We start from the raw sequence: 20,242 nt of genomic DNA on the forward strand, positions 1-20,242 counted from the left end.
AAATTTAGTTAAAGTTTTAAGAAAAGCAAGAATTTTTTTTTCATAAGTGAAATTTTAACACTAATAAATTGAGAACCTGTCAATACTACATCGTTTACTTTTGTCAAATCCTCAGTTTGCCGAATAAGTGTGAATCCTTGTTTTATTCGGGGTTTGTGGTTATCTTGCCCCTGATTTCAGATTATTAGCGCATGGAAAATTATCAGGACCAAGACAAAATTTTACTCGCCGTAGATTGTATTATTTTCGGATTCGATAAGAAAAACCTGAAAATTTTGCTCATAAAAAGAGATTTCGAGCCCGAACGCGGACGCTGGTCACTAATGGGCGGATTCCTCAAAAAAGACGAAACCCTCGACGATGCCGCGAATCGCGTGCTTAATCACCTGACAGGATTGCACGATGTCTACCTCGAACAATTGCGTGCTTACAGCGCGATCGATCGCGATCCCGTTGAACGAACTGTTTCGGTTTCGTACTATGCGCTTATCAATGCCTCCGAGAATTCGACGACACTAAACAGCGACTTCTCGGCCAAATGGTTCAATATTGACGAAGCGCCGAGTTTGATTTTCGACCACAAAGCCATGGTTTCGAATGCGATGCTCCGACTCCGGCGACGCGCGCTCACCAAACCCATCGGATTCGAATTGCTTCCCGCGAAATTCACGATGAAACAACTTCAGATCTTGTACGAGGCGATTTTGGGCGAAAAACTCGACAAACGCAATTTCATCAACAAGATCAATTCGCTCGACATCCTTTTGAAAACCGAGGAAAAGGACATGAACTCGTCCCGAAAAGGATCGTTTTTGTACATGTTTGATGAGGTGAAGTATGGGAATAAGGTTAAGGAAGGATTTGCGTTTAAACTTTAGTGCCTGAGGAAATGAGTGCCTGAGTGCCTGAGTGCCTGAGTGCCTGAGTTTCTGATATTCTAAATTCAGGGATCGTTTTTTATGGACATGCGATGCGATTTCGTCACTATTTTCGCGGTCTAACATTTAACAAGATGAAAAAAAACTAAATCTTATTGAGAAAGCTTGTGCGAACATTCCGGGTTACTTAGAATTCCACAAACGCGTTGAACAAAAAATCATTATCGCTGGCAAAAGCCAAAGTTTGTTACACGGTTATTCCTACCATTTGGCAAGGATTGCAAACTGTTACGGCATGTTGCCCACCGAAATCCCAATGCGTGACGTAGAGGAGTATTTATCCGAAGCCGCGCAACGACCGACTTCCCCATCGAAATCCTTTTTTAAATTTGCCGTTTACGGACTTCGTTTCGCTTATAAAATGGAAGGTTTGCAAGACCGCTATCTTGCGATGCCGTCGATCAAAAAAAGCAAATCGCTTCCCGTTGTTCTGAGTAAAGAAGAAATGAAACGGCTGATTTCGGTCACGACTTTGCCAAAGCATCGCGTGCTGTTGCATTTGATCTATGGCTGTGGCCTGCGATGTTTCGAAGCTCGGAACTTAAAAACGTCCGATATAGATTTCGACCGAAAAACCATCCATATCCGAAAGGGAAAAGGTCAAAAAGATCGGTATGTTCCGCTGAGTAACATCTTGGCCGACGAAGTCAAAATCTACCTGAAAAAAGCAAAACCAATCAACTACCTGTTCAATGGAAAACCTGTTGGACGAGCCGGCGGAGATTTCGATTCCCGCTACTCCAACCGCGGAGTTTATTGGGTGATCAAACAAGCGTGCCTCAAAGCCGACATCACAAAGGACGTGTCCGTGCACACGCTTCGCCACACATTCGCGACCCATTTGCTCGAGGACGGTCTCGATATCGTAAGCATCAAAGATTTATTGGGACATTCTAAAATCGAAACCACGATGATTTATCTCCATGTGGCCCAAACGGGTCGCGGCTTGGCATTCAGCCCGCTCGACACGCTTTACGGCTTGCGCGAACCCGAATTCAAACACGGGATTTGCCCGTATTTCGTGAAAAGCGTAAAGGAAAGCACCGAGAAAATCGAGGCTACTTTGCAAGTTTCGCCTTAAGCACTCGCGCCGCCGACGTATAACCGCCCTCGGCTCCGTCGACGAAATGGATATGTCCGTCCTCGAGATCGCGCACATAGCACGACATCACCGAGGCCTGGCTCATGTGCATCCCGAAAAGTATGTCGCCCGAGGCTTCGAGTTGTTCGAGGAAGCGTTCGAGTTTCTTGCGTTGTTTGGCGTTTCCTGAAATCACGGTGTTGATTTTCCCGTCGAGTACCAAAGTGTCCGACATGTCGACGAGTCGTTCGAGGTATTTCTTGCCTTTGATCGTTCGGAAGTAAATGTACGCGTACCACGAGATGATCTTTTCACGCAGCAATTCGAACAGTTTTATTTTGCCGAGTTTCACGCGCATTTCGGCCCGAAGCTTCCCGAACGTGGTCTTGAGTCGAAGTTTGGTGACCGAGATCGGTTGTCGCGCCTGACCGTTTCCATAAACCTCATCGAGCTTGTCCATGATGCGGCTGAAGATTTTGGGCTGTTTCGCCTCGTCGTTCGCGATAACCAACAGCGTCACGATTTCTTCCTTGTTTTCAGGAGGCGAAATGTGGTCCCAACGGCATTGCATTCCGCTCAGGTCGAGATCGGATTCGGGAGGCGCGAAATCCTCGGCGGGATAATCGGATCCTTTTATGATTTTTTCGGCATAGATGAGTCCGTCGCCCAAAATTACGGGAATCGAAAATACTTTGGAATTGTGGAATTTGGAGATGCGCAGTTTGTTTCCGCTTTCGACGATCTGCCTCACGGGAACTTGCCCGACGCGGATCTCGAGGTTGAAATTCGCCAACGTATTTTCCCTGAACAACGAAAGTGCGCGTAACGCTTTCTCGCACAACGAAGGCGGAACGAGGAATGTCGCGCCGTCGCCACCAAAGAAAAACGGGATCGTGATGTTGTCTTTGTACGCGATGTTGAGCACCGTGACGATACTTCCCGTGGCGAGCAGGTTGACATTTTCGTGCTGTCCGCCGAATACGGCTTGCGTGGAATTCTTGATGTCGGTGATGATGACGGTCCAGTCTATCGGAAAATCATGGAACAATTCGTCCCGGACGAGCAATTCGCCAAGTCGCATTTTGTTGGGCTGCAGGTTCGTATAAAATTGTTCGTTCGTGGCGTTTTCCATCACAACCAAGTTAGATAAAAATATCAATCGAGGCGATGTTTTTTAAATCGTACAACAGACGAGGCGAATTGCGTAAGGCAAACTCCTTAGGTAATGATGAACTTTACATAAATGATAAATCTAAAACACAACTATTATGGACAGAGTAGCAATTGACAGCGAAAAAGCGATAAAAGCAATCAACAGTCTAATCGAAATCAACAATGATCGCGTCGAAGGTTATGAAACGGCTGCAAAAGAAACCGATTCGGCCGAATTGAAAAGCCTTTTCTCAGGATTGAAAGGTACGAGCGAGCAAGTGTTGCCCGAGCTCAGATCTGAAATCACGCGTCTTGGCGGCGAACCTGAAGAAGGAACGCGCGTCACCGGAAAATTCTTCCGCGCGTGGATGGACGTGAAAGCGGCCTTGACCGGAAACAACCGCCACGAGATCTTGAAATCGTGCGAATTCGGTGAAGACAAAGCGCAGGAAGCGTACACCGATGTCCTCGAAAACCATCGCGAAGAATTGTCGTCGGAACAAATTTCGATGATCCAAAACCAGCAGGCGAAATTGCGTGCCGACCACGATAAAGTAAAAATGTTGCGCGATTCCGAATAGCTTTTCGCGACAACTGAGAAAGCCTTGTAGAGAATTTTACAAGGCTTTTTTTATTTTAGAACGTCGCGTTCCAGCTACATTATTGTGACGACATTTTTGCGCGAAACGGCTGCTACCGACACTGATTTCCTTACTTTTGCGAAAAATTTCAGCCATGAGCAAATGTGAGCAATGTATCGTTCGGGAATTCAGTTCCATCAAAGCGCTTACGAAACAGGAGCTTTTGCACATGGCCGATTGCAAGACTTCGAAAATCGTCAAGAAAGGCGAACCTATTTTTGAGGAAGGCGAAGTCGTGAACGGCGTTTTCTGTGTCAAGGATGGCGTCTGCAAAATGACGAAACTCAGCGAGAACGGCAAAGACCAGATCGTGAAACTCGCCAAAAAAGGAGAATTGCTCGGGCAGCGTTCGCTCATCAGTGAAGAACCCGCAAACCTGAGCGCGGTCGCACTTGAAGATATGACGGTCTGTTTTATCCCGAGGAGCGAAATCCTTAACTTCTTCAACCAGAACAACAATTTCTCGATGTCGGTGATGCGGACGATTTGCGGAGATTTGAAGGACGCCGACGACATCCTGGTCAATATGGCGCAAAAAACCGTACGCGAACGCCTTGCCCAAACGTTGCTGTATCTCGAGGAAAATTTCGGGACGAACCCAGACAAAAGCCTCAAGTTGCAATTGTCGCGTGAGGAAATCGCGAGCATAATCGGGACGGCGACTGAAAGCTGCATCCGATTGCTGTCGGAACTCAACAAAGAAGGCGCGATAAAACTCGACGGCAAGAAGATCACGATTGTAAATCCCGGAGTGCTGCGCAAGATCGCGCATTGATTTGCGTCGCGTGCATCTGATAAATATCATATTTTCCCGAATCTGAACCTCATAATTTTGGACGATAAAATCCAGATTATGAACACTTCCCTATTCAGCAAATACAACGTTCCCGGCCCGCGCTACACGAGCTATCCAACAGTTCCATATTGGGACGAATCGTTTTTTGGCGTCGAAAGCTGGAAAGACAATCTGTGCCGCTCATTTCTGGAAACCAATGCAATTGAGGGAATCAGCCTTTACATCCATTTGCCGTTTTGCGAAAGCATGTGCACGTTTTGCGGTTGTTTCAAGCGAATTACGAAGAATCATTCGGTCGAAACGACGTATATCAAGGCGATTTTGAAAGAGTGGAAATTGTATTGCCGACTTTTGGGCGAACGTCCGCGCATCGCCGAATTGCATTTGGGTGGCGGAACTCCGACGTTTTTCTCGTCCCAAAATCTCGAAGATCTTATCAATGGGATTTTCTCGAGCGCTGAACGCACCCAAAACTGCGAAATGAGTTTCGAAGGCCATCCGAACAATACGACGAGACAACATCTTGAAAAACTGTACGAACTTGGTTTCCGACGCGTGAGTTTCGGCGTGCAGGATTATTGCGAGATTGTGCAACAAGCGATCAATCGTGTGCAACCGTTTCAGAATGTGGCGAAAGTGACACTTTGGGCGCGCGAGATCGGTTATACTTCGGTTGGCCACGATTTGGTTTACGGGCTTCCGTTCCAGACGAAAGAAGCGATCATCGACACGATTGAAAAGACGTATTCGCTGCATCCCGACCGCATCTCGTTTTACAGTTACGCGCACGTGCCGTGGCTAAAAGGCAACGGACAACGCGGATTTCGGGACGAAGACATCCCAAAGGATGCGCAAAAACGCGATTTATATGAGACGGGAAAAAACATGCTTTCCCAGCACGGTTATTACGAGATCGGCATGGATCATTTCGCGTTGGCGACCGACAGTTTGTTCAAGGCGGCTAAAAACGGGTCGTTGCATCGGAACTTCATGGGATACAACGCGTCGAAAACGCAGCTCATGATCGGGCTTGGCGTTTCTTCGATTTCCGACAGTTGGTACAGTTTCGCGCAGAACGTCAAGAATCTCGAGGATTACTACCAGATGCTCGAATGGGACGCGCTTCCCGTCGTGAAAGGACATACGCTCACGGCTGAAGATCTGACGATTCGGAAACATATTTTGAACCTTACATGTTTCCTGGAAACGTCTTGGGAAGACCGCGACATGCAATTCAAAACGCTCGCGAACGTGATGGAAAAACTCATCGAACTCCAAAACGACGGGCTCGTTACGATCAAAGGTAACGTCATAAAAATTACCGAGACCGGCCGGCCGTTTTTGCGCAATGTCTGCATGGCGTTCGATTTGCGCATGACGCGGACGGAACCGGAACGAAACGTATTTTCGACAACGATTTAATTTTAAGGGAAGTTTGATTTTTGAACAGTTAAGATAGTTGAGAATAGTTGAGACTTCAATGTTGAAGATTATGGCTTTTTCTTAACTGTGTTGATTGCGCTAACTGGGAATTTCGAGTGTTTTAGGGATTTGAGAGAAGTATAAATTTTTCTGATTACAGCCCGACAACTTCAAATATCGTAACCATTATTAATTATCAGGTCGATGTTTTCTACAAAAAAGCCGCTCTATAAAAGCGGCTTTTTCAACTTCAACTATCAACTTTCTACTGACAATCAGGAAACGCCTTGACGAGCAACGACATCGTCGCGGGTGAGACGAAAGGAATTCCCAATCCAAGACCGCGCAGAATAAACAAACTCCCCACGAAAACGGCCATTACGGGCACAACTCGCGCCATCCTTTTCCTAAGGTTCAAGCTCAGGTGAACATACAAATACTGTATTCCGGCCATGAGCGGTAAAGTTCCAATGCCGAAAACCAACATGAACAACACTCCCAAACCCGCAGTCTGCAGCGCGATCGCTCCGAAAAGCGCCGTATAAACCATTCCGCACGGCAGCAATCCGTTCAAGGTTCCGATGAAGAATACGCTCGACACGCTTCCATTTTTGAATTGTTTTCCCATCGCGGTTTTTACTTTCGAGATCAATCGGAAGATCAAACCCGAACCGTTGACCATTGCCCATTTTCGCTCGGGCACAACTGCGATCAGGATCACGATAATTCCCATGAACAGCGATAACTTTTGTTGGAAACCCGCGAGATACAGGCCGCGTCCGACGAGACCGAAAACCAGTCCGAGCATCGCATACGACGACAATCGACCGATGTGATAGGCGAACAATTGAACGGCTTTACGCGTCGGATTTTGTCGGTCCAACGGCAACATGAGCGCGATCGGCCCGCACATACCGATGCAATGCAAACTGCTCGTCAATCCCAATATAAGCGCGGCGAGCAACATTATTGATAGATTTCTTTTTTGATCATATAGGTTTTCCCGAACTCGGTCCATTCGAGCGTAATGTCCCACTGACCGCCAGCCAGGCGCGAAACAGGTATGAGCAAATATGTTCCGGATCTTGGAATTGAGGTTTCAAAATCCAGTTTGCTGGCCGACGGTCGGTAAAAGGACACTTTTCCTGATATATTTTTAAGGTCGTGCGCGAAGTCGATGCGCACGCCCTCATCCGTTGACACGATTTCAGGTTTTTGGGAAAGATCGGCCGCGTTCTGCAGCTTGTCGAATTCCTCGCTGAATTTCGTGTCGTGTTTGTAATATTCCTGCACGACGAGTTCGTTGTCGTATTTCGAGTTCGATTGCACTTCAAACACGAAGTACAAAATAAATGTCATAAAAAGCCCGAAAGCAATCACGATTCCCGTTCCCCAATTAATTTTCATGATATCGTATTTTAAAAAGTTCTGGGGCCTAAAAACGTGGCCTTTTGTGTGCTGATCAATTTTTTTCCACTGTAAATCCCGAACTCGACTTTTGTCTTATCGCCCGAGAGCAATGCGGCGGGAATTTCGACGAAAATCGTTCCCTGTACCGTTTTTTGTTTTTCGATATGCGACTGGACATTGCCGATCGTTTCAATTTTTCCTTTGGGCGACAGCAGTTCGATGTGCACGTTTTCATACGCCGCTGACGTTTTGTTCAGGATCCGGAACGTATAAATGTTGCGGATGTCTTCGCCTTTGTGTTCGAACAATTGTCCGGGCAATCTCAGGATCGACGCTTCAACGTCGGTGCGCAATGCGAGCAGAATCGCGAAAACGCTCATCAGAACGAGCAAAACCGCCGTGTAACCTTTCATGCGCAGCGTAAACCGGAACTTTTCCTTCTTCTCGATTTCATCTTCAGACGCGTACCGAATCAAACCATTTGGCAGTCCGACGCCTTTCATAATCGTATCGCATTCGTCGATGCAAGCCGTGCAATTGGTGCATTCGAGCTGGGTTCCGTTGCGGATGTCGATTCCCGTCGGACAAACATTAACACACAACCGGCAATCGATGCAATCGCCTTTTCCCGACGCGACGCGGTCTTCATTTTTCTTGAATTTCGCGCGGCCTTCGGATTTTTCGCCCCTCACGAAATCGTACACGACATTGATCGATTTGTTGTCGAGCAGCACGCCCTGCAGCCTTCCGTATGGGCAAGCGATGATGCAGACTTGTTCGCGGAACCACGCGTACACGAAGTAAAAAACGATTGTAAACAGCAGCAACGTGATGAAGTTCCCGACGTGCGATTTCGGGCCGTCTTCCACGATCCTGATCAATTCGTCCGAGCCGATCAAATACGCGAGGAAAATGTTTGCGATCAGGAACGAAACGAGAAAAAACAGTGCGAATTTGAATGAACGTTTACGGATTTTTTCGGCATTCCAGGATTGATTCTCCAATCTTTGTTGGGCGCCGCGATCGCCGTCGATCCAGTATTCGATGCGTCGGAAGACCATTTCGAGGAAAATCGTCTGCGGACAAATCCATCCGCAAAACAAACGTCCATATACTACGGTGAACAGCGCCACGAACACGACCATGATGATCATCCCGATCACGACGAGGTAGAAATCCTGCGGCCAAAATGGAAACCCGAAAAAATTGAATCTGCGCCCGATCACATTGAACAGCAGAAACTGGTTGCCGTTGATCTTCACGAATGGCGCCGACGCCAGGAAAGCAAGCAACACATAACTCACGATTTTGCGATACTCGTAAAACTTACCCGACGGCTTTTTCGGAAAAATAAAATTGCGTTTTCCGGTCTCGTCTATGGTCGAAATCGAATCGCGAAACGACTGGTTGTCTGGCATATTATTTCTTTTCGAGTGCGGCGATTGGCTTGCTTGCCGCTGATTTCGTGCTGTCGGGTGCGACGGTCTTATCTATCCAGAGTTCACCGTCGGGCGCTTTAGGATCAACAGGTTTCGTGCCTTGCAATGACAGCACGTAACTCGCTACATGTTGTATTTCGGTCGGTTTCAACGTGCTGTTCCACGCGATCATCCCTTTGCCGTCGCGGCCTCCGTTCGTGATCGTGTGGAAAACGTTTTTGATGCCGCCGCCCAGGATCCAATATTCGTCAGTCAGGTTTGGGCCGATCTGTCCGCCCGCATCCACGCGATGGCACGCGACGCAACTCGTTTGGAAAATCACTTTGCCTTTGGCCAGATCATCGGCCGATGTGAGCAACGTGACCTTCTCCTCGTTCATTTGGTCGGGAGCGGTTTTCTTCCATTCCTCGACGTCGATTTTGGCTTGTGCCATTTCCTTGCGCAATTCGGTTTCCTGGTCGTCGGCGCCAATGACCTCGAATCGGATCAAATAGACCGCACCGAAAAATATCGTCGCATAAAAAAGATATACCCACCAAGGCGGCAACGTATTGTCAAGTTCCTTGATGCCGTCATAATCATGATTCAGCAGCAATTCGCCTTCACTTTCGATCGGTTTTGTGCGCATGAGTTTCTGCATCAAGTTTTTGTAGAATGCAGTTTGCGTGAACGGCGTATTTTGTTCGATGTCGGCGGACTTCTTTTGCTCGTCGGACATAAGTTGGTACATCACGTTTTCGACGGCGGCCCATGTCATCTCAATCGCAATCAGGAAAACCAGGATGACCAACAGCACGAGCGAAATCATCGGAAACTTGACAAACGCAGGCAGTTCGCCCGAATCTACGTAATATTCAATGCCTCCGACAATCGCGATAAAGATCAGCGAAACTCTCAACCATGCGGGAAAAAACTTTTTCATGATGTGATTATTTGTCCTCGTTTAAGGGAATTTGACTCAGTTCTTCGATTTTTTGTTTTTTGTAGGACGCGACCCAAAATCCGAGCACGACGAAGAACACGAAAAAGATGCTCAGCGATACGATCGGGTAAATCGCGACTCCCGAAATGGTTTCCATGCTGTGTTTTATTTGTTCGAACATGACTTATTTTTTAGGTTTTACTTTGATGTCGGTGCCCAGTTTTTGGATGTAGGCGATAAGCGCGGTGATTTCGCGTTTGGAAACCGGCGTGAACGTTTCGCCTTTTGCAGCGGCGGCTTTCTTGCTTGCCTCGTAGCTTTTGGCGAAATCGGGATCCTCAAGCAGGTTTTTTTCGATTTCGTCCGACTGGATTTCCATGTTCTGCTTGGCTTCGACGATATCGCGTTCTGAATACGGAACTCCGAGTTGTTTCATCGTGCGCATCTTCGCCTCGGTGCCTGAAATGTCGAGCGGCTTATTATCGAACAGCCATTTGTACGACGGCATGATCGAACCTGAAGACGTGCTTTGCGGATCGTACATGTGGTTGAAATGCCAGTTGTCGTTGTACTTTTGTCCGACTCTAAGCAAATCCGGACCAGTTCGTTTCGAGCCCCAAAGGAACGGATGGTCGTACACGAATTCGCCGGCTTTCGACTGCGGTCCGTAGCGTTCGACTTCGCTTCGGAACGGACGAACCATTTGCGAATGACAGGAAACGCAGCCTTCACGGATATACAAATCACGGCCTTCGAGTTCGAGAGGCGAATACGGTTTCACGCTCGCGATCGTCGGGATGTTCGACTTAACCATGATGGTGGGCACGATCTGGATCACGCCACCGATCAGGATCGCGACGGTCGCGAGAATCGTCAATTGTATCGGGCGACGCTCGAGCCACGGGTGGAATTTCTCGCCTTTCAGACGTTGCAGGCTGATGCGTTGCAATTCAGGTGCTTCGGCCAACTCGTCCTCGACGGCGGCGTTTGCTTTGACGGTTCTCCAGATGTTGTACACGAGCACGATGATTCCGATCAGATACATGGTTCCGCCCACGGCACGCATCCAGTACATTGGGATGATTTGGTTGACGGTTTCGAGGAAGTTTCCGTAGGTGAGCGTTCCGTCAGGATTGAATTGCTTCCACATCGAGGCTTGGGTGAAACCGGCGACATACATCGGAAGCGTGTACAAGATGATTCCCAACGTCCCAATCCAGAAATGGAAATTCGCGAGTTTTTTCGAGAACAATTCGCCTTTTGTCAAACGCGGAACGAGCCAATAAATCATGCCGAACGCCATGAATCCGTTCCAGGCGAGCGCTCCGACGTGGACGTGGGCGATGATCCAATCAGTGAAATGCGCGATTGCATTTACGTTTTTGAGCGACAGCATCGGGCCTTCGAACGTCGCCATTCCATAACCCGTGATCGCGACGACGAAGAATTTTAGAACAGGTTCGGTCCGGACTTTATCCCAAACGCCGCGCAAGGTCAACAAGCCGTTGATCATTCCGCCCCAAGACGGCGCGATGAGCATGATCGAGAACACGACACCGAGGTTTTGCGCCCAGGTCGGTAAAGCCGAATATAACAAGTGATGCGGCCCGGCCCAAATATAGATGAAGATCAGCGACCAGAAGTGAATGATCGAAAGTCGGTACGAATACACGGGACGGTTCGCGGCTTTGGGCACGAAATAATACATCAATCCAAGGAACGGCGTCGTGAGGAAAAACGCGACGGCGTTGTGTCCGTACCACCATTGCACGAGCGCATCCTGGACGCCTGCGTAGACCGAATAACTTTTGGTAAATGAAACAGGAAGTTCCAGGCTGTTGAAAATATGTAGTACGGCGACCGTTACGAAAGTCGCGAGGTAAAACCAGATGGCCACATACAAATGGCGTTCGCGTCGGCGTAAAACCGTCCCGATCATGTTGATTCCGAATACGACCCAGATGAGCGCGATCGCAATGTCTATCGGCCATTCGAGTTCGGCGTATTCCTTCGACGTCGTAATCCCGAGCGGCAACGAAACAGCGGCTGCCACGATGATCAATTGCCAGCCCCAAAAGTGCAGGTTGCTCAAGAAGTTGCTGTACAACCGCGCTTTGAGCAAGCGTTGCAGCGAATAATAAATTCCCGCGAACATCGCGTTTCCTACAAAGGCGAAAATGACCGCGTTCGTGTGCAGCGGTCGCAGTCGGCCGAAACTCAGCCATGAAATTCCCTCGGTGAGATTCGGGAACAAAAACAGGAACGCGAGCAATAGCCCGACGACCATTCCCACGACGCCGAACAAAATGGTCGCGTAGATAAATTTCTTGACGATTTTATTGTCGTAATAAAATTGTTGGATCTCCATACTATTCGGGTTTGTCATGGTTTTTGGTTTCGATTTTGGTTTCGTCGTCGAAAAGCATACGCACTGACGGCGTGTACGTGTCTTCAAATTGACCGACTTTCACGGCCGCGACAAACACGGCGAAAAAGCATACGGCGACGAAAATGCTCACGCAGATTAAAAGATAGATTACGCTCATAATACCTGTTTTATTGGACAAAATTAGTGCGCGGGTTCAGCCGAAACTATGACATTTATCATGCGTTCGGAAGTTTTCGAATCCCTTGTCTCGTGCGTCTTTACGCGTGTCGTTCGCGCGAAAATATTTCCGGCGAGCGTCACGAAACTCACGATCGTGATCGTGCTCAGCGGCATGATGATGGCGGCCACGAGCGGCAACAGATTTCCGGTGAAAGCGAACGACAACCCGACGACATTGTACAGCAACGACAACCCGAAACTCAACTTGATGACCAACATTCCCTTGCGCGACAACGCGAGGAAATTCGCGATCTTGCCAAACGCCGACGCGTCTAGGATTGCGTCGCAGGCGGGTGAGAAAATGTTGATGTCTTCAGCTATCGAGATCCCGACATCGCTCTGGGCAAGCGCGCCCGCGTCATTCAAACCGTCGCCGATCATGATTACTTTTTTGCCTTGTCCCTGCAGGTTTTTGATGAATTCGAGTTTCTGTTCGGGCGTTTGGTCGAAAGCCATCTGGGTTCCGCGTGGCAATAATTTTTGCAGGTTTTTGCGTTCGCCTTCGTTGTCGCCTGAAAGCACCGCGAGTTTAAAATGCGTGTTCAATTGCCGCAACAATTCGGGCAGCTCGCTCCTGTATTGGTTCGAGAAAATGAATTTCCCGAGGTGATTCCCATTGCAGTTTATGTGGACGGCAGTTTCGGTGAAAGCCGATTTTGACGCGTCGGTAAAGGAGGCCGAACCGATCTTGAGATCGATTCCGTCGAAAATCGCGTGAATTCCGTGCGATGGAATTTCCTCGAAAACATCGGGAGCCGAAACATTGAAGTCGGGCAAAAAATCATACAACATGCGGCTTAACGGATGATTCGAAGCGCGCACGGCTTTCTTTATGCAAGCGATCTGGAAGCCTGAAAGCTCAGTTCCTTGATACGCGATGGTCGACGAACTTGACGTCGTGAGTGTTCCCGTCTTGTCGAAAACGATCGTATCGGCGCGCGCCATCCGTTCGAGTACCGACGCGTTCTTGAGATACAGTTTTTGGCGTCCGATGATTCGGATCAGATTGCCCAACGTAAACGGAGCGGTCAACGCCAACGCGCACGGACACGCGACGATCAGCACGGCGGTAAACACGTTCCACGCGGTTTGCATGTCGAAAAAGCACCAATACAAAAATCCCGAGATTGCGACCAGCAGCAGCGCGGGCGTGAAATAACGGCTGATCGAATCGGTGATCGATTGTAGTTTTTGTTCGTTCGATTTCCTAAAAATCTCGTGGCTCCACAATTGCGTCAAATAGCTTTGGGAAACTGCGCACAGGGTTTCAATTTCGGCCGGAATCCCAATGTGTCGGCCGCCCGCGAAAATCTTGTCGCCCGAAATTTTGCTCACGGGAATCGCTTCTCCGGTCACGAAACTGTAGTCGATCTTGGCGTCGCCTGAAATCAAGATGCCGTCGCACGGAATGATTTCCTGGTTGCGCACGAGGATTCGGTTTCCTTTTTGGATTTCGTAGATCGGGACGTTGACTTCAGTTCGATCGGACAAAATCTGCGTGACCGCTACGGGAAAATACGATTTGTAATCGCGTTCGAAACTCAGGAAATCGTAGGTTTTGGCCTGGAAGGTCTTGCCGAGCAACATGAAGAAAATCAGGCCGGCCATGCTATCGAAAAAACCCGGGCCGTGGTTGAAGAACATGTCGGAAACGCTTCGCGCGAACATCACGACGATACCGAGCGCAATCGGGATTTCGATGCTTAAAAATCCGGACTTAATACTTTTCCACGCGATCGAATAATACTCACTCGCCGAATACAGAAACGCGGGAAGCGAGATTACGAAAATCAAAAGTCGGAAGAAACCTTTGTATTGGTCGAGCCAAAATTCATTGACTTCGAAATACTCGGGAAACGATAGCAACATGATGTTTCCGAAGCAAAAAAATGCGACACCAAGTTTTATCGTGAGCGATTTGTTTGTGGTTTTCTTTTGCTTTCCATAATCGTCGAGCGTGATATTGGGCTCATAGCCGATTTTACATAGCAATGTGACGATTGATTTGAGGTTCGTTTCGTCGTTGTGATAGGCAATTCGGACGGATTTCTGCCGAAAATTCACCACGGAATTCACCACGCCACTTGCCAGCCTGTGCAAATTCTCCAGCAAATAAATGCACGAACTGCAATGGATGTGCGGAATGTGCAACGATACGACTTTCGTATTTCCTTCGTCGAATTCAAGAAGTTTCGCGACGATTTTTTCGTTCTCGAGGAAATCGTATTTGCCTTGCAAGTCCAACGGCGTCGCGCCCGGAGATTGCTGTATGTCGTAATAGGCCGAAAGGTCGTTCGCGCTGAAAATCTCGTACACGGTCTTGCAACCGTTGCAACAAAAAGATTTTTCGTCAAAACGCACTTCGCTCGCAGGCGTGAACGTCAGCCCGCAGTGGAAACAGTTTCGTAAGGTCATTTTTGCTCAATTTACCTGGAGCAAAGTTCAGGCTGGCAATTCGGTCAAACTATGACAATTGTCATAAGTCCTTAATTTCCATGCATAAAAAAAGCCACTCGATTGAGCGGCTTTCCTAATACAGGTGTACGATATTTATTAAATAACGGTGACATTTACTGCGTTAAGGCCTCTTTTTCCCTGTTCTACAGAGTAAGTAACCTTGTCGTTCTCACGTACTTGTCCGTTAAGACCGGTTACATGTACAAACAGGTCATCACCTCCGTCTTCGGGGCTGATGAAACCGAAGCCTTTTGCTTCGTTGAAAAATTTAATGGTACCTTGATTCATGGTAATAAAATTATATTAAGCGGCGAAGGTAGGTCTAAATAATTGAAATACAGCACGTTTTATTGTTTATTTGAAATTATAATTATTTGGGCCGACTAAAAGCGGTCCGATTTCATGAATCGTCCAACCTGTCAAATCACCCCTAACATCGCGGCAATCACCATACTAAAAAATGGATTGTGGCGGCCCGCACGCGTTCGTCGCTTGGATTACGACGTTGTTCATACTGTAATCGCCGAACACGATTATTAATTAAATTGCGTCGTTCGAGTCCGATTATTTTTCGTCGCATTACACGAGACCTGAAACTTTTGAGATGATTCCGATAAACGACCAAAACATTCTAAACATTGTGACGTATTCCAAACCGATTGATGGAGTTTGCGACCATTCACCATTTTTAAAATGGAATTTCTCGAGTTCCGAGTTGGTTTCGTCTCTGTCAAAAATCGGATTTGTGAGCGTTGAAAATTGCTTGCCGAGTTCGGGCGACGACACGGAAACGATTGACCTGGAACGCCAACCATATTGCTCAAGCGATGTTTTCAGATGTGAAAAATGCCATCGGTTTTTCTTCCGAAATGAGAATAATTTCAAGCTCATCAAAAGAGAAATGATCGATATCGAAACGATTCGTCCGAAGCATCAAATCATCATCGACAATGGAAACCTCGATTATATGGTTTTCAAGAATCCCGATTTGAGTTACGCCGTTTCGATTTCTAAGCCCGTCGGAATTGGAATTGACGTGCACCATCAATTGTCGGAAATGGAAACGTCAAGCTATCTCGAACATGGAATTTTGGCATTATCGGAAAGACTGGATGACATGGACCGGAATTTTTCGAAATATAAAGTGACCTCGTGGCGATGATCGCAGTTGCAAAAAAATCGAAATGAGAAATGCCCTAAAAACTGCCGACTAGCATGAATTATTTCACCTTGATTGAAACGCGAACGCCATCTATCGACTTGGAATGGGAAGATCGGAAACGATAAACACTTTTCTCGAAAATGTTCGATAAGTACGTCGTTTTATGCAAAATCACCTCGCTAAAACGATTTCGCTAACCTTACATTACCACAACAAAATAGGATTTGGGAATTCTTCATGTGCCGATTTCCCACTGATTGCGCGCCTTTGCACTGTCAACAACTACAGCATACTGTTGTATTTGACATTTAATTACGAATTGTATGGTTTTTATAACTGTAAATGATGAAAATGGTAAAATCTTCGCGCTATTTTTATCATTGACGAATTTATCATTCGTCGGATCTAACACGCATTTTCCAAAACGTCTTTTTGCATTGTAATTCATCGACCGGCGGATTTTGAATAGTTAGGTGCCAGTACGAAAATCCATTCCCCATTGATGCGCAACTTTACACTGAAATTTACTTTACTTTTTTTATTTGCTTCCGCAGCGCATGCCCAACTCGGGTTTTGTCCGGGCAGCAAAGGAGAACCTATTTTCACTGAGAATTTTGGAAACGGCACGACATATGGTCCGGCCTTGCCTGCAGGAATCACGACATATCCTTTCGTAACCGGCGCCCCGAACGATGGGCAATACACCTTATATTATCATTCGAGCCTTTACACGACTTGGCATTATTCGCTCGATCACACGCCCGACGCTACGAACGGCCCGAATGGAAAAATGCTTTTGGTCAACGCGAATGCTGCGACATCGGGCGACTTTTACAAAAAAACTGTGTCAGGATTATGTGTCAATACGACGTTCGAATTTTCGGCCTGGCTCATGAACGTCTATAATCCGAATACCAATTATTGCGGCGCGGGCCAAATCCCTATAAACGTGAGATTTGAAATCTGGAACGCGTCCGAAACGATTCTCCTGGGTTCGGGAAACACAGGAAATTTAATGGGAACGACGGCACCGTTGTGGCAACAGTTCGCATTGGTTTTTACGACGGTCAACGAAACGTCGGTCGTACTCAAAATGAAGAACAACGGAACGGGCGGCTGCGGAAACGACTTGGCGATCGACGATATTTCATTCAGCGCTTGCGGCGATTTGACGACAGTTTCGAGCCCATCGGCAACCGGAAGTTCATTTGCTACGTGCAGCAATCCGGCGTCGTTGCAGCTCAACGCGTCGACGGTAAGCGCCGTTCCATATTTCTATCAGTGGCAATCGAGTAGCGACGGCACGACGTGGGCGGATATTCCGGGCGCAACAAACGCGAGTTACAATGCGACAAATATCACATCGACGACATATTTTCGCGTGAAGGCGGCTCAGGACGCGGTGAATTTGAACTCGAGTTTCTGTTCGGCCATATCGAACGTGTTTACGGTTTCGATTTTACCGACGCCAATTCCCGGGACGAACAACGGCGACCAGACGATCTGCAGCAATGAATCCATCCCGACTTTAGGCGTAACGGCGGCCGCGGGAACGGGCGTAAACTGGTACAGTGCCGCGAGTGGCGGAACTTTGCTGCAATCGAACAGCCCAACGTACACGCCAACAACAGCGGGGATTTTTTACGCCGAAACCTACGATTTGACTTCGAATTGCATCGCGACTCCACGAACGCCCGTTCAACTCATGATCGTCGCCTTGCCGACCGCGACGATATCGGGAACGACAAGCATTTGCAGCGGGAATTCGGCTATAATCAGCTTTAGCGGAACACCGAATGCGATCGTAACCTACGCGATCGACGCGGGCGCGAACCAAACGATAACGTTGAATGCTTCAGGTGCGGCCAGTGTGACGACATCGGCTTCGAGTACGTATACTTTGGCGGGCGTGAGTTTGCCGAGTCCGAGTACGTGCAGCCAGACGCTTACGGGTTCGGCTTCGATTACGGTTACGAATTTGCCGACGGCGAGCGTTTCAAGCGTTCCGCTGGTATGTTCGGGAAGCTCGGCTGTCGTGAATTTCAGTGGAACTGCGGGCGCGATCGTTACCTATAAAGTAAATGCGGGCGCGAACCAGACGATCACGTTGAACGGATCGGGAACGGCTTCGGTCACAATTCCGAGCGTAACTACTGCAATGACGTACACGCTGGTCAACGTCGCTTTGCCCGGCCCGAGCGGATGCAGCCAAACGCTGTCGCAATCCATCACGATTTCACCCGTCGCAATCCCGACGGCTTCGATAAGCGCTAACCCCACGACGGTTTGTTCCGGCCAATCGAGCACGATCATGTTCACGGGAACGGCAAACGCCACGGTAACCTATACGATAGACGGAGGCGCGAACCAGACGATCACGTTGAACGCGTCGGGTTCGGCGACGATTGCCGCGTCGGGCTTGACATCGAACAGGACGTACAGTTTGGTTAACGTAACGTCGGCCGATTTGAACACTTGCAGCAACAGCGCAAGCGGGTCGGTCACAATTACGGTAAACGGTTTGCCGACGGCGACAATTTCGAATACTTCTCCGGTTTGTTCGGGAAGTTCAGCTGCAGTCAATTTCAGCGGAACGCCTAATGCGATCGTCACCTATTCGGTAAATTCAGGTGCGAACCAGACGATTTCGTTGAACGGTTCGGGCAACGCGTCGGTTACGGTTCCCAGCGTTACATCGGCGACGACGTACACGCTCATTTCGGTAAATCTGGCGGCTACGGGCTGCAGTCAGGCGCTTTCGCAATCGACGACCGTATCGGCAGTCGCGTTACCCACGGCTTCGATAAGTGCGAATCCGATGACGGTTTGTTCGGGACAAAACAGCATAGTTTCCCTTAACGGAACGCCAAATGCCGTCGTTACGTACACGATAAATGCCGGCGCGAATCAGACGGTTACATTGGACGCGTCAGGACAAGCGTCATTTGCGAATCCATTTTCGTCGAATACGACCTATCAATTGGTCAGCGTGGCTCTGGCGGGAACGGGTTGCAGCCAAACGCTTACGGGTTTCGCCACGGTATCGGTGAATCCGACTCCGATTATGGCGTATAGCGGCGACTTATCCTACTGCGAAGGTGAGTCGGTCGCGATAAATCTGACGTCGGATATCGCGGGCACGACGTTTAGTTGGACAGTTGTCGAGAATGGAACGTCGGGCGCAACGTCGGATACAGGGAACCAGATCGCACAAACGTTGGCTTTGACGAATGGCAACGTTGGAACCGCAACGTATACCGTGACGCCTTTTTACAACGGTTGTCCCGGAATTCCTGTCGCGATAACGGTTACGATTTATCCATTGCCTGTTCCGCAGATTACCGACGGCGTGATCTGTACGACAGGTTCGGGCGCAAACCAATTTTATACGCTGGACACGAATCTCGATCCCGCAACCCATAGTTTCCAATGGTTTTTCGGTCCGAATTTAATTCCGACGGCTTCCGGAAGCACGTACGACGCGAATCAAATCGGAACGTATTCGGTGATCGCGACGAATGCCCAAGGTTGTGCTTCGCTTCCGGTTGAGGCGGTCGTGAGTGAAATGTCGCAGGGCGAAAGTTTGGTGATACAGCAATCGAGTGCGTTCAGTGACAACCCGACGGTTACGATTACTGTTGTGGGTGGCGACGGACCGTATTCGTATCAATTGGACGACACGGTGCAGTCGTCGAACGTATTCCGCGATGTTTCGGCGGGAACGCATACGATTACTGTTTTCGATGCATTCTGTACGAATTTAACGGCAACTGTGACGATTGTGAATTACCCGAAATATTTCACTCCGAACAGCGACGGCATACACGATACGTGGAATATTGTCGGAATCGGGAATGCGGTGATTCGGATCTATGACCGATACGGAAAATTGATCAAACAGATCAGCCCCGACGGTTCCGGTTGGGACGGAAATTACAATGGACGAGCATTGCCGTCGACCGATTACTGGTTCACGATCGACTATATCGAAAACGCTTTGAACAAAACGTTCAACGCCCATTTCGCATTAAAAAGATAGTTTGCGCGTTTTCGAGCGGATTTCGGCCAAAAACGTCCAAAGAAAACGTTGTAGTAAGCATCGTAAAGCATCGAAAAAACCATACAACAACTATACATTAGCGGTTTTTATAAGTTAGTCAAACGCTTTATAATTCGTTATTGTGGAAGATTTTATCGACCAACTCAATCGTTTT

The 20,242-nt window shown here is 48.2% G+C and carries 17 protein-coding genes; 7 read left to right on the top strand and 10 right to left on the bottom strand.

Features of this window, described 5'->3' with window-relative positions; genetic code table 11:
- Nucleotides 1–191 precede the first annotated feature (191 nt).
- Entirely contained in the window at nucleotides 192–878 is a 687-nt protein-coding gene (locus tag EOO50_RS00405) for an NUDIX domain-containing protein (RefSeq protein ID WP_290836809.1), read from the top strand.
- Between the two features lie 295 nt (nucleotides 879–1,173).
- Entirely contained in the window at nucleotides 1,174–2,019 is an 846-nt protein-coding gene (locus EOO50_RS00410; RefSeq protein WP_290836811.1) for a tyrosine-type recombinase/integrase, read from the top strand.
- Here the strand turns inward: EOO50_RS00410 and EOO50_RS00415 are convergent.
- Nucleotides 1,997–3,151, bottom strand: a complete 1,155-nt coding sequence (locus EOO50_RS00415) for a DUF3095 domain-containing protein (protein WP_290836813.1) — start codon at nucleotides 3,149–3,151, stop codon at nucleotides 1,997–1,999. The genes EOO50_RS00410 and EOO50_RS00415 overlap by 23 nt on opposite strands.
- 136 nt (nucleotides 3,152–3,287) lie before the next feature.
- Between EOO50_RS00415 and EOO50_RS00420 the strand changes: the two genes are divergently transcribed.
- From EOO50_RS00420 to hemN, 3 genes are all read left to right on the top strand, one after another.
- Nucleotides 3,288–3,752 carry a PA2169 family four-helix-bundle protein gene (locus tag EOO50_RS00420; protein WP_290836815.1) on the top strand — a complete coding sequence of 155 codons (465 nt, stop codon included), beginning with the start codon at nucleotides 3,288–3,290 and terminating at the stop codon, nucleotides 3,750–3,752.
- A gap of 154 nt (nucleotides 3,753–3,906) precedes the next feature.
- Nucleotides 3,907–4,587 carry a Crp/Fnr family transcriptional regulator gene (locus tag EOO50_RS00425; RefSeq protein ID WP_290836817.1) on the top strand — a complete coding sequence of 227 codons (681 nt, stop codon included), beginning with the start codon at nucleotides 3,907–3,909 and terminating at the stop codon, nucleotides 4,585–4,587.
- 78 nt (nucleotides 4,588–4,665) lie between these two features.
- Nucleotides 4,666–6,030: an oxygen-independent coproporphyrinogen III oxidase gene (gene hemN / locus EOO50_RS00430; RefSeq protein ID WP_290836819.1), complete on the top strand. Its 1,365-nt coding sequence runs from the start codon at nucleotides 4,666–4,668 to the stop codon at nucleotides 6,028–6,030.
- Between the two features lie 265 nt (nucleotides 6,031–6,295).
- Here the strand turns inward: hemN and EOO50_RS00435 are convergent, their stop codons facing one another.
- From EOO50_RS00435 to EOO50_RS00475, 9 genes are all read right to left on the bottom strand, one after another.
- A complete protein-coding gene (locus tag EOO50_RS00435; protein WP_290836821.1) occupies nucleotides 6,296–6,997 on the bottom strand; it encodes a sulfite exporter TauE/SafE family protein in 702 nt (233 codons plus the stop codon).
- The gene (locus EOO50_RS00440) at nucleotides 6,997–7,437 is read right to left on the bottom strand and encodes a FixH family protein (RefSeq protein WP_290836823.1); all 441 of its coding nucleotides are present in this window, start codon (nucleotides 7,435–7,437) and stop codon (nucleotides 6,997–6,999) included. Before EOO50_RS00440 ends, EOO50_RS00435 begins: the two co-directional genes overlap by 1 nt.
- An 11-nt stretch (nucleotides 7,438–7,448) precedes the next feature.
- On the bottom strand, nucleotides 7,449–8,858 hold the full coding sequence (gene ccoG / locus EOO50_RS00445; RefSeq protein ID WP_290836825.1) for a cytochrome c oxidase accessory protein CcoG: 1,410 nt from the start codon (nucleotides 8,856–8,858) through the stop codon (nucleotides 7,449–7,451).
- Nucleotide 8,859: 1 nt separating this feature from the next.
- Nucleotides 8,860–9,801: a cbb3-type cytochrome c oxidase N-terminal domain-containing protein gene (locus EOO50_RS00450; protein ID WP_290836827.1), complete on the bottom strand. Its 942-nt coding sequence runs from the start codon at nucleotides 9,799–9,801 to the stop codon at nucleotides 8,860–8,862.
- 7 nt (nucleotides 9,802–9,808) lie between these two features.
- Complete coding sequence (locus EOO50_RS00455) at nucleotides 9,809–9,982, bottom strand: CcoQ/FixQ family Cbb3-type cytochrome c oxidase assembly chaperone (RefSeq protein ID WP_290836829.1); 174 nt, start codon at nucleotides 9,980–9,982, stop codon at nucleotides 9,809–9,811.
- A gap of 3 nt (nucleotides 9,983–9,985) precedes the next feature.
- Nucleotides 9,986–12,169: a cytochrome-c oxidase, cbb3-type subunit I gene (gene ccoN / locus EOO50_RS00460; RefSeq protein WP_290836831.1), complete on the bottom strand. Its 2,184-nt coding sequence runs from the start codon at nucleotides 12,167–12,169 to the stop codon at nucleotides 9,986–9,988.
- A 1-nt stretch (nucleotide 12,170) separates the two neighbouring features.
- Entirely contained in the window at nucleotides 12,171–12,347 is a 177-nt protein-coding gene (gene ccoS / locus EOO50_RS00465) for a cbb3-type cytochrome oxidase assembly protein CcoS (protein ID WP_290836833.1), read from the bottom strand.
- A 23-nt stretch (nucleotides 12,348–12,370) separates the two neighbouring features.
- Nucleotides 12,371–14,824 carry a heavy metal translocating P-type ATPase metal-binding domain-containing protein gene (locus EOO50_RS00470; protein ID WP_290836835.1) on the bottom strand — a complete coding sequence of 818 codons (2,454 nt, stop codon included), beginning with the start codon at nucleotides 14,822–14,824 and terminating at the stop codon, nucleotides 12,371–12,373.
- A 138-nt stretch (nucleotides 14,825–14,962) separates the two neighbouring features.
- The gene (locus EOO50_RS00475; RefSeq protein ID WP_290836837.1) at nucleotides 14,963–15,154 is read right to left on the bottom strand and encodes a cold shock domain-containing protein; all 192 of its coding nucleotides are present in this window, start codon (nucleotides 15,152–15,154) and stop codon (nucleotides 14,963–14,965) included.
- A 316-nt stretch (nucleotides 15,155–15,470) separates the two neighbouring features.
- On the opposite strand from EOO50_RS00475, the gene EOO50_RS00480 reads away from it, so the two are divergent.
- Both EOO50_RS00480 and EOO50_RS00485 read left to right on the top strand, forming a co-directional pair.
- On the top strand, nucleotides 15,471–16,028 hold the full coding sequence (locus EOO50_RS00480; RefSeq protein ID WP_290836839.1) for a hypothetical protein: 558 nt from the start codon (nucleotides 15,471–15,473) through the stop codon (nucleotides 16,026–16,028).
- 502 nt (nucleotides 16,029–16,530) lie between these two features.
- Nucleotides 16,531–20,067 carry a T9SS type B sorting domain-containing protein gene (locus EOO50_RS00485; protein WP_290836841.1) on the top strand — a complete coding sequence of 1,179 codons (3,537 nt, stop codon included), beginning with the start codon at nucleotides 16,531–16,533 and terminating at the stop codon, nucleotides 20,065–20,067.
- Nucleotides 20,068–20,242 lie beyond the last annotated feature (175 nt).

This window comes from Flavobacterium sp. (assembly GCF_004211145.1).
Lineage (GTDB): Bacteria > Bacteroidota > Bacteroidia > Flavobacteriales > Flavobacteriaceae > Flavobacterium.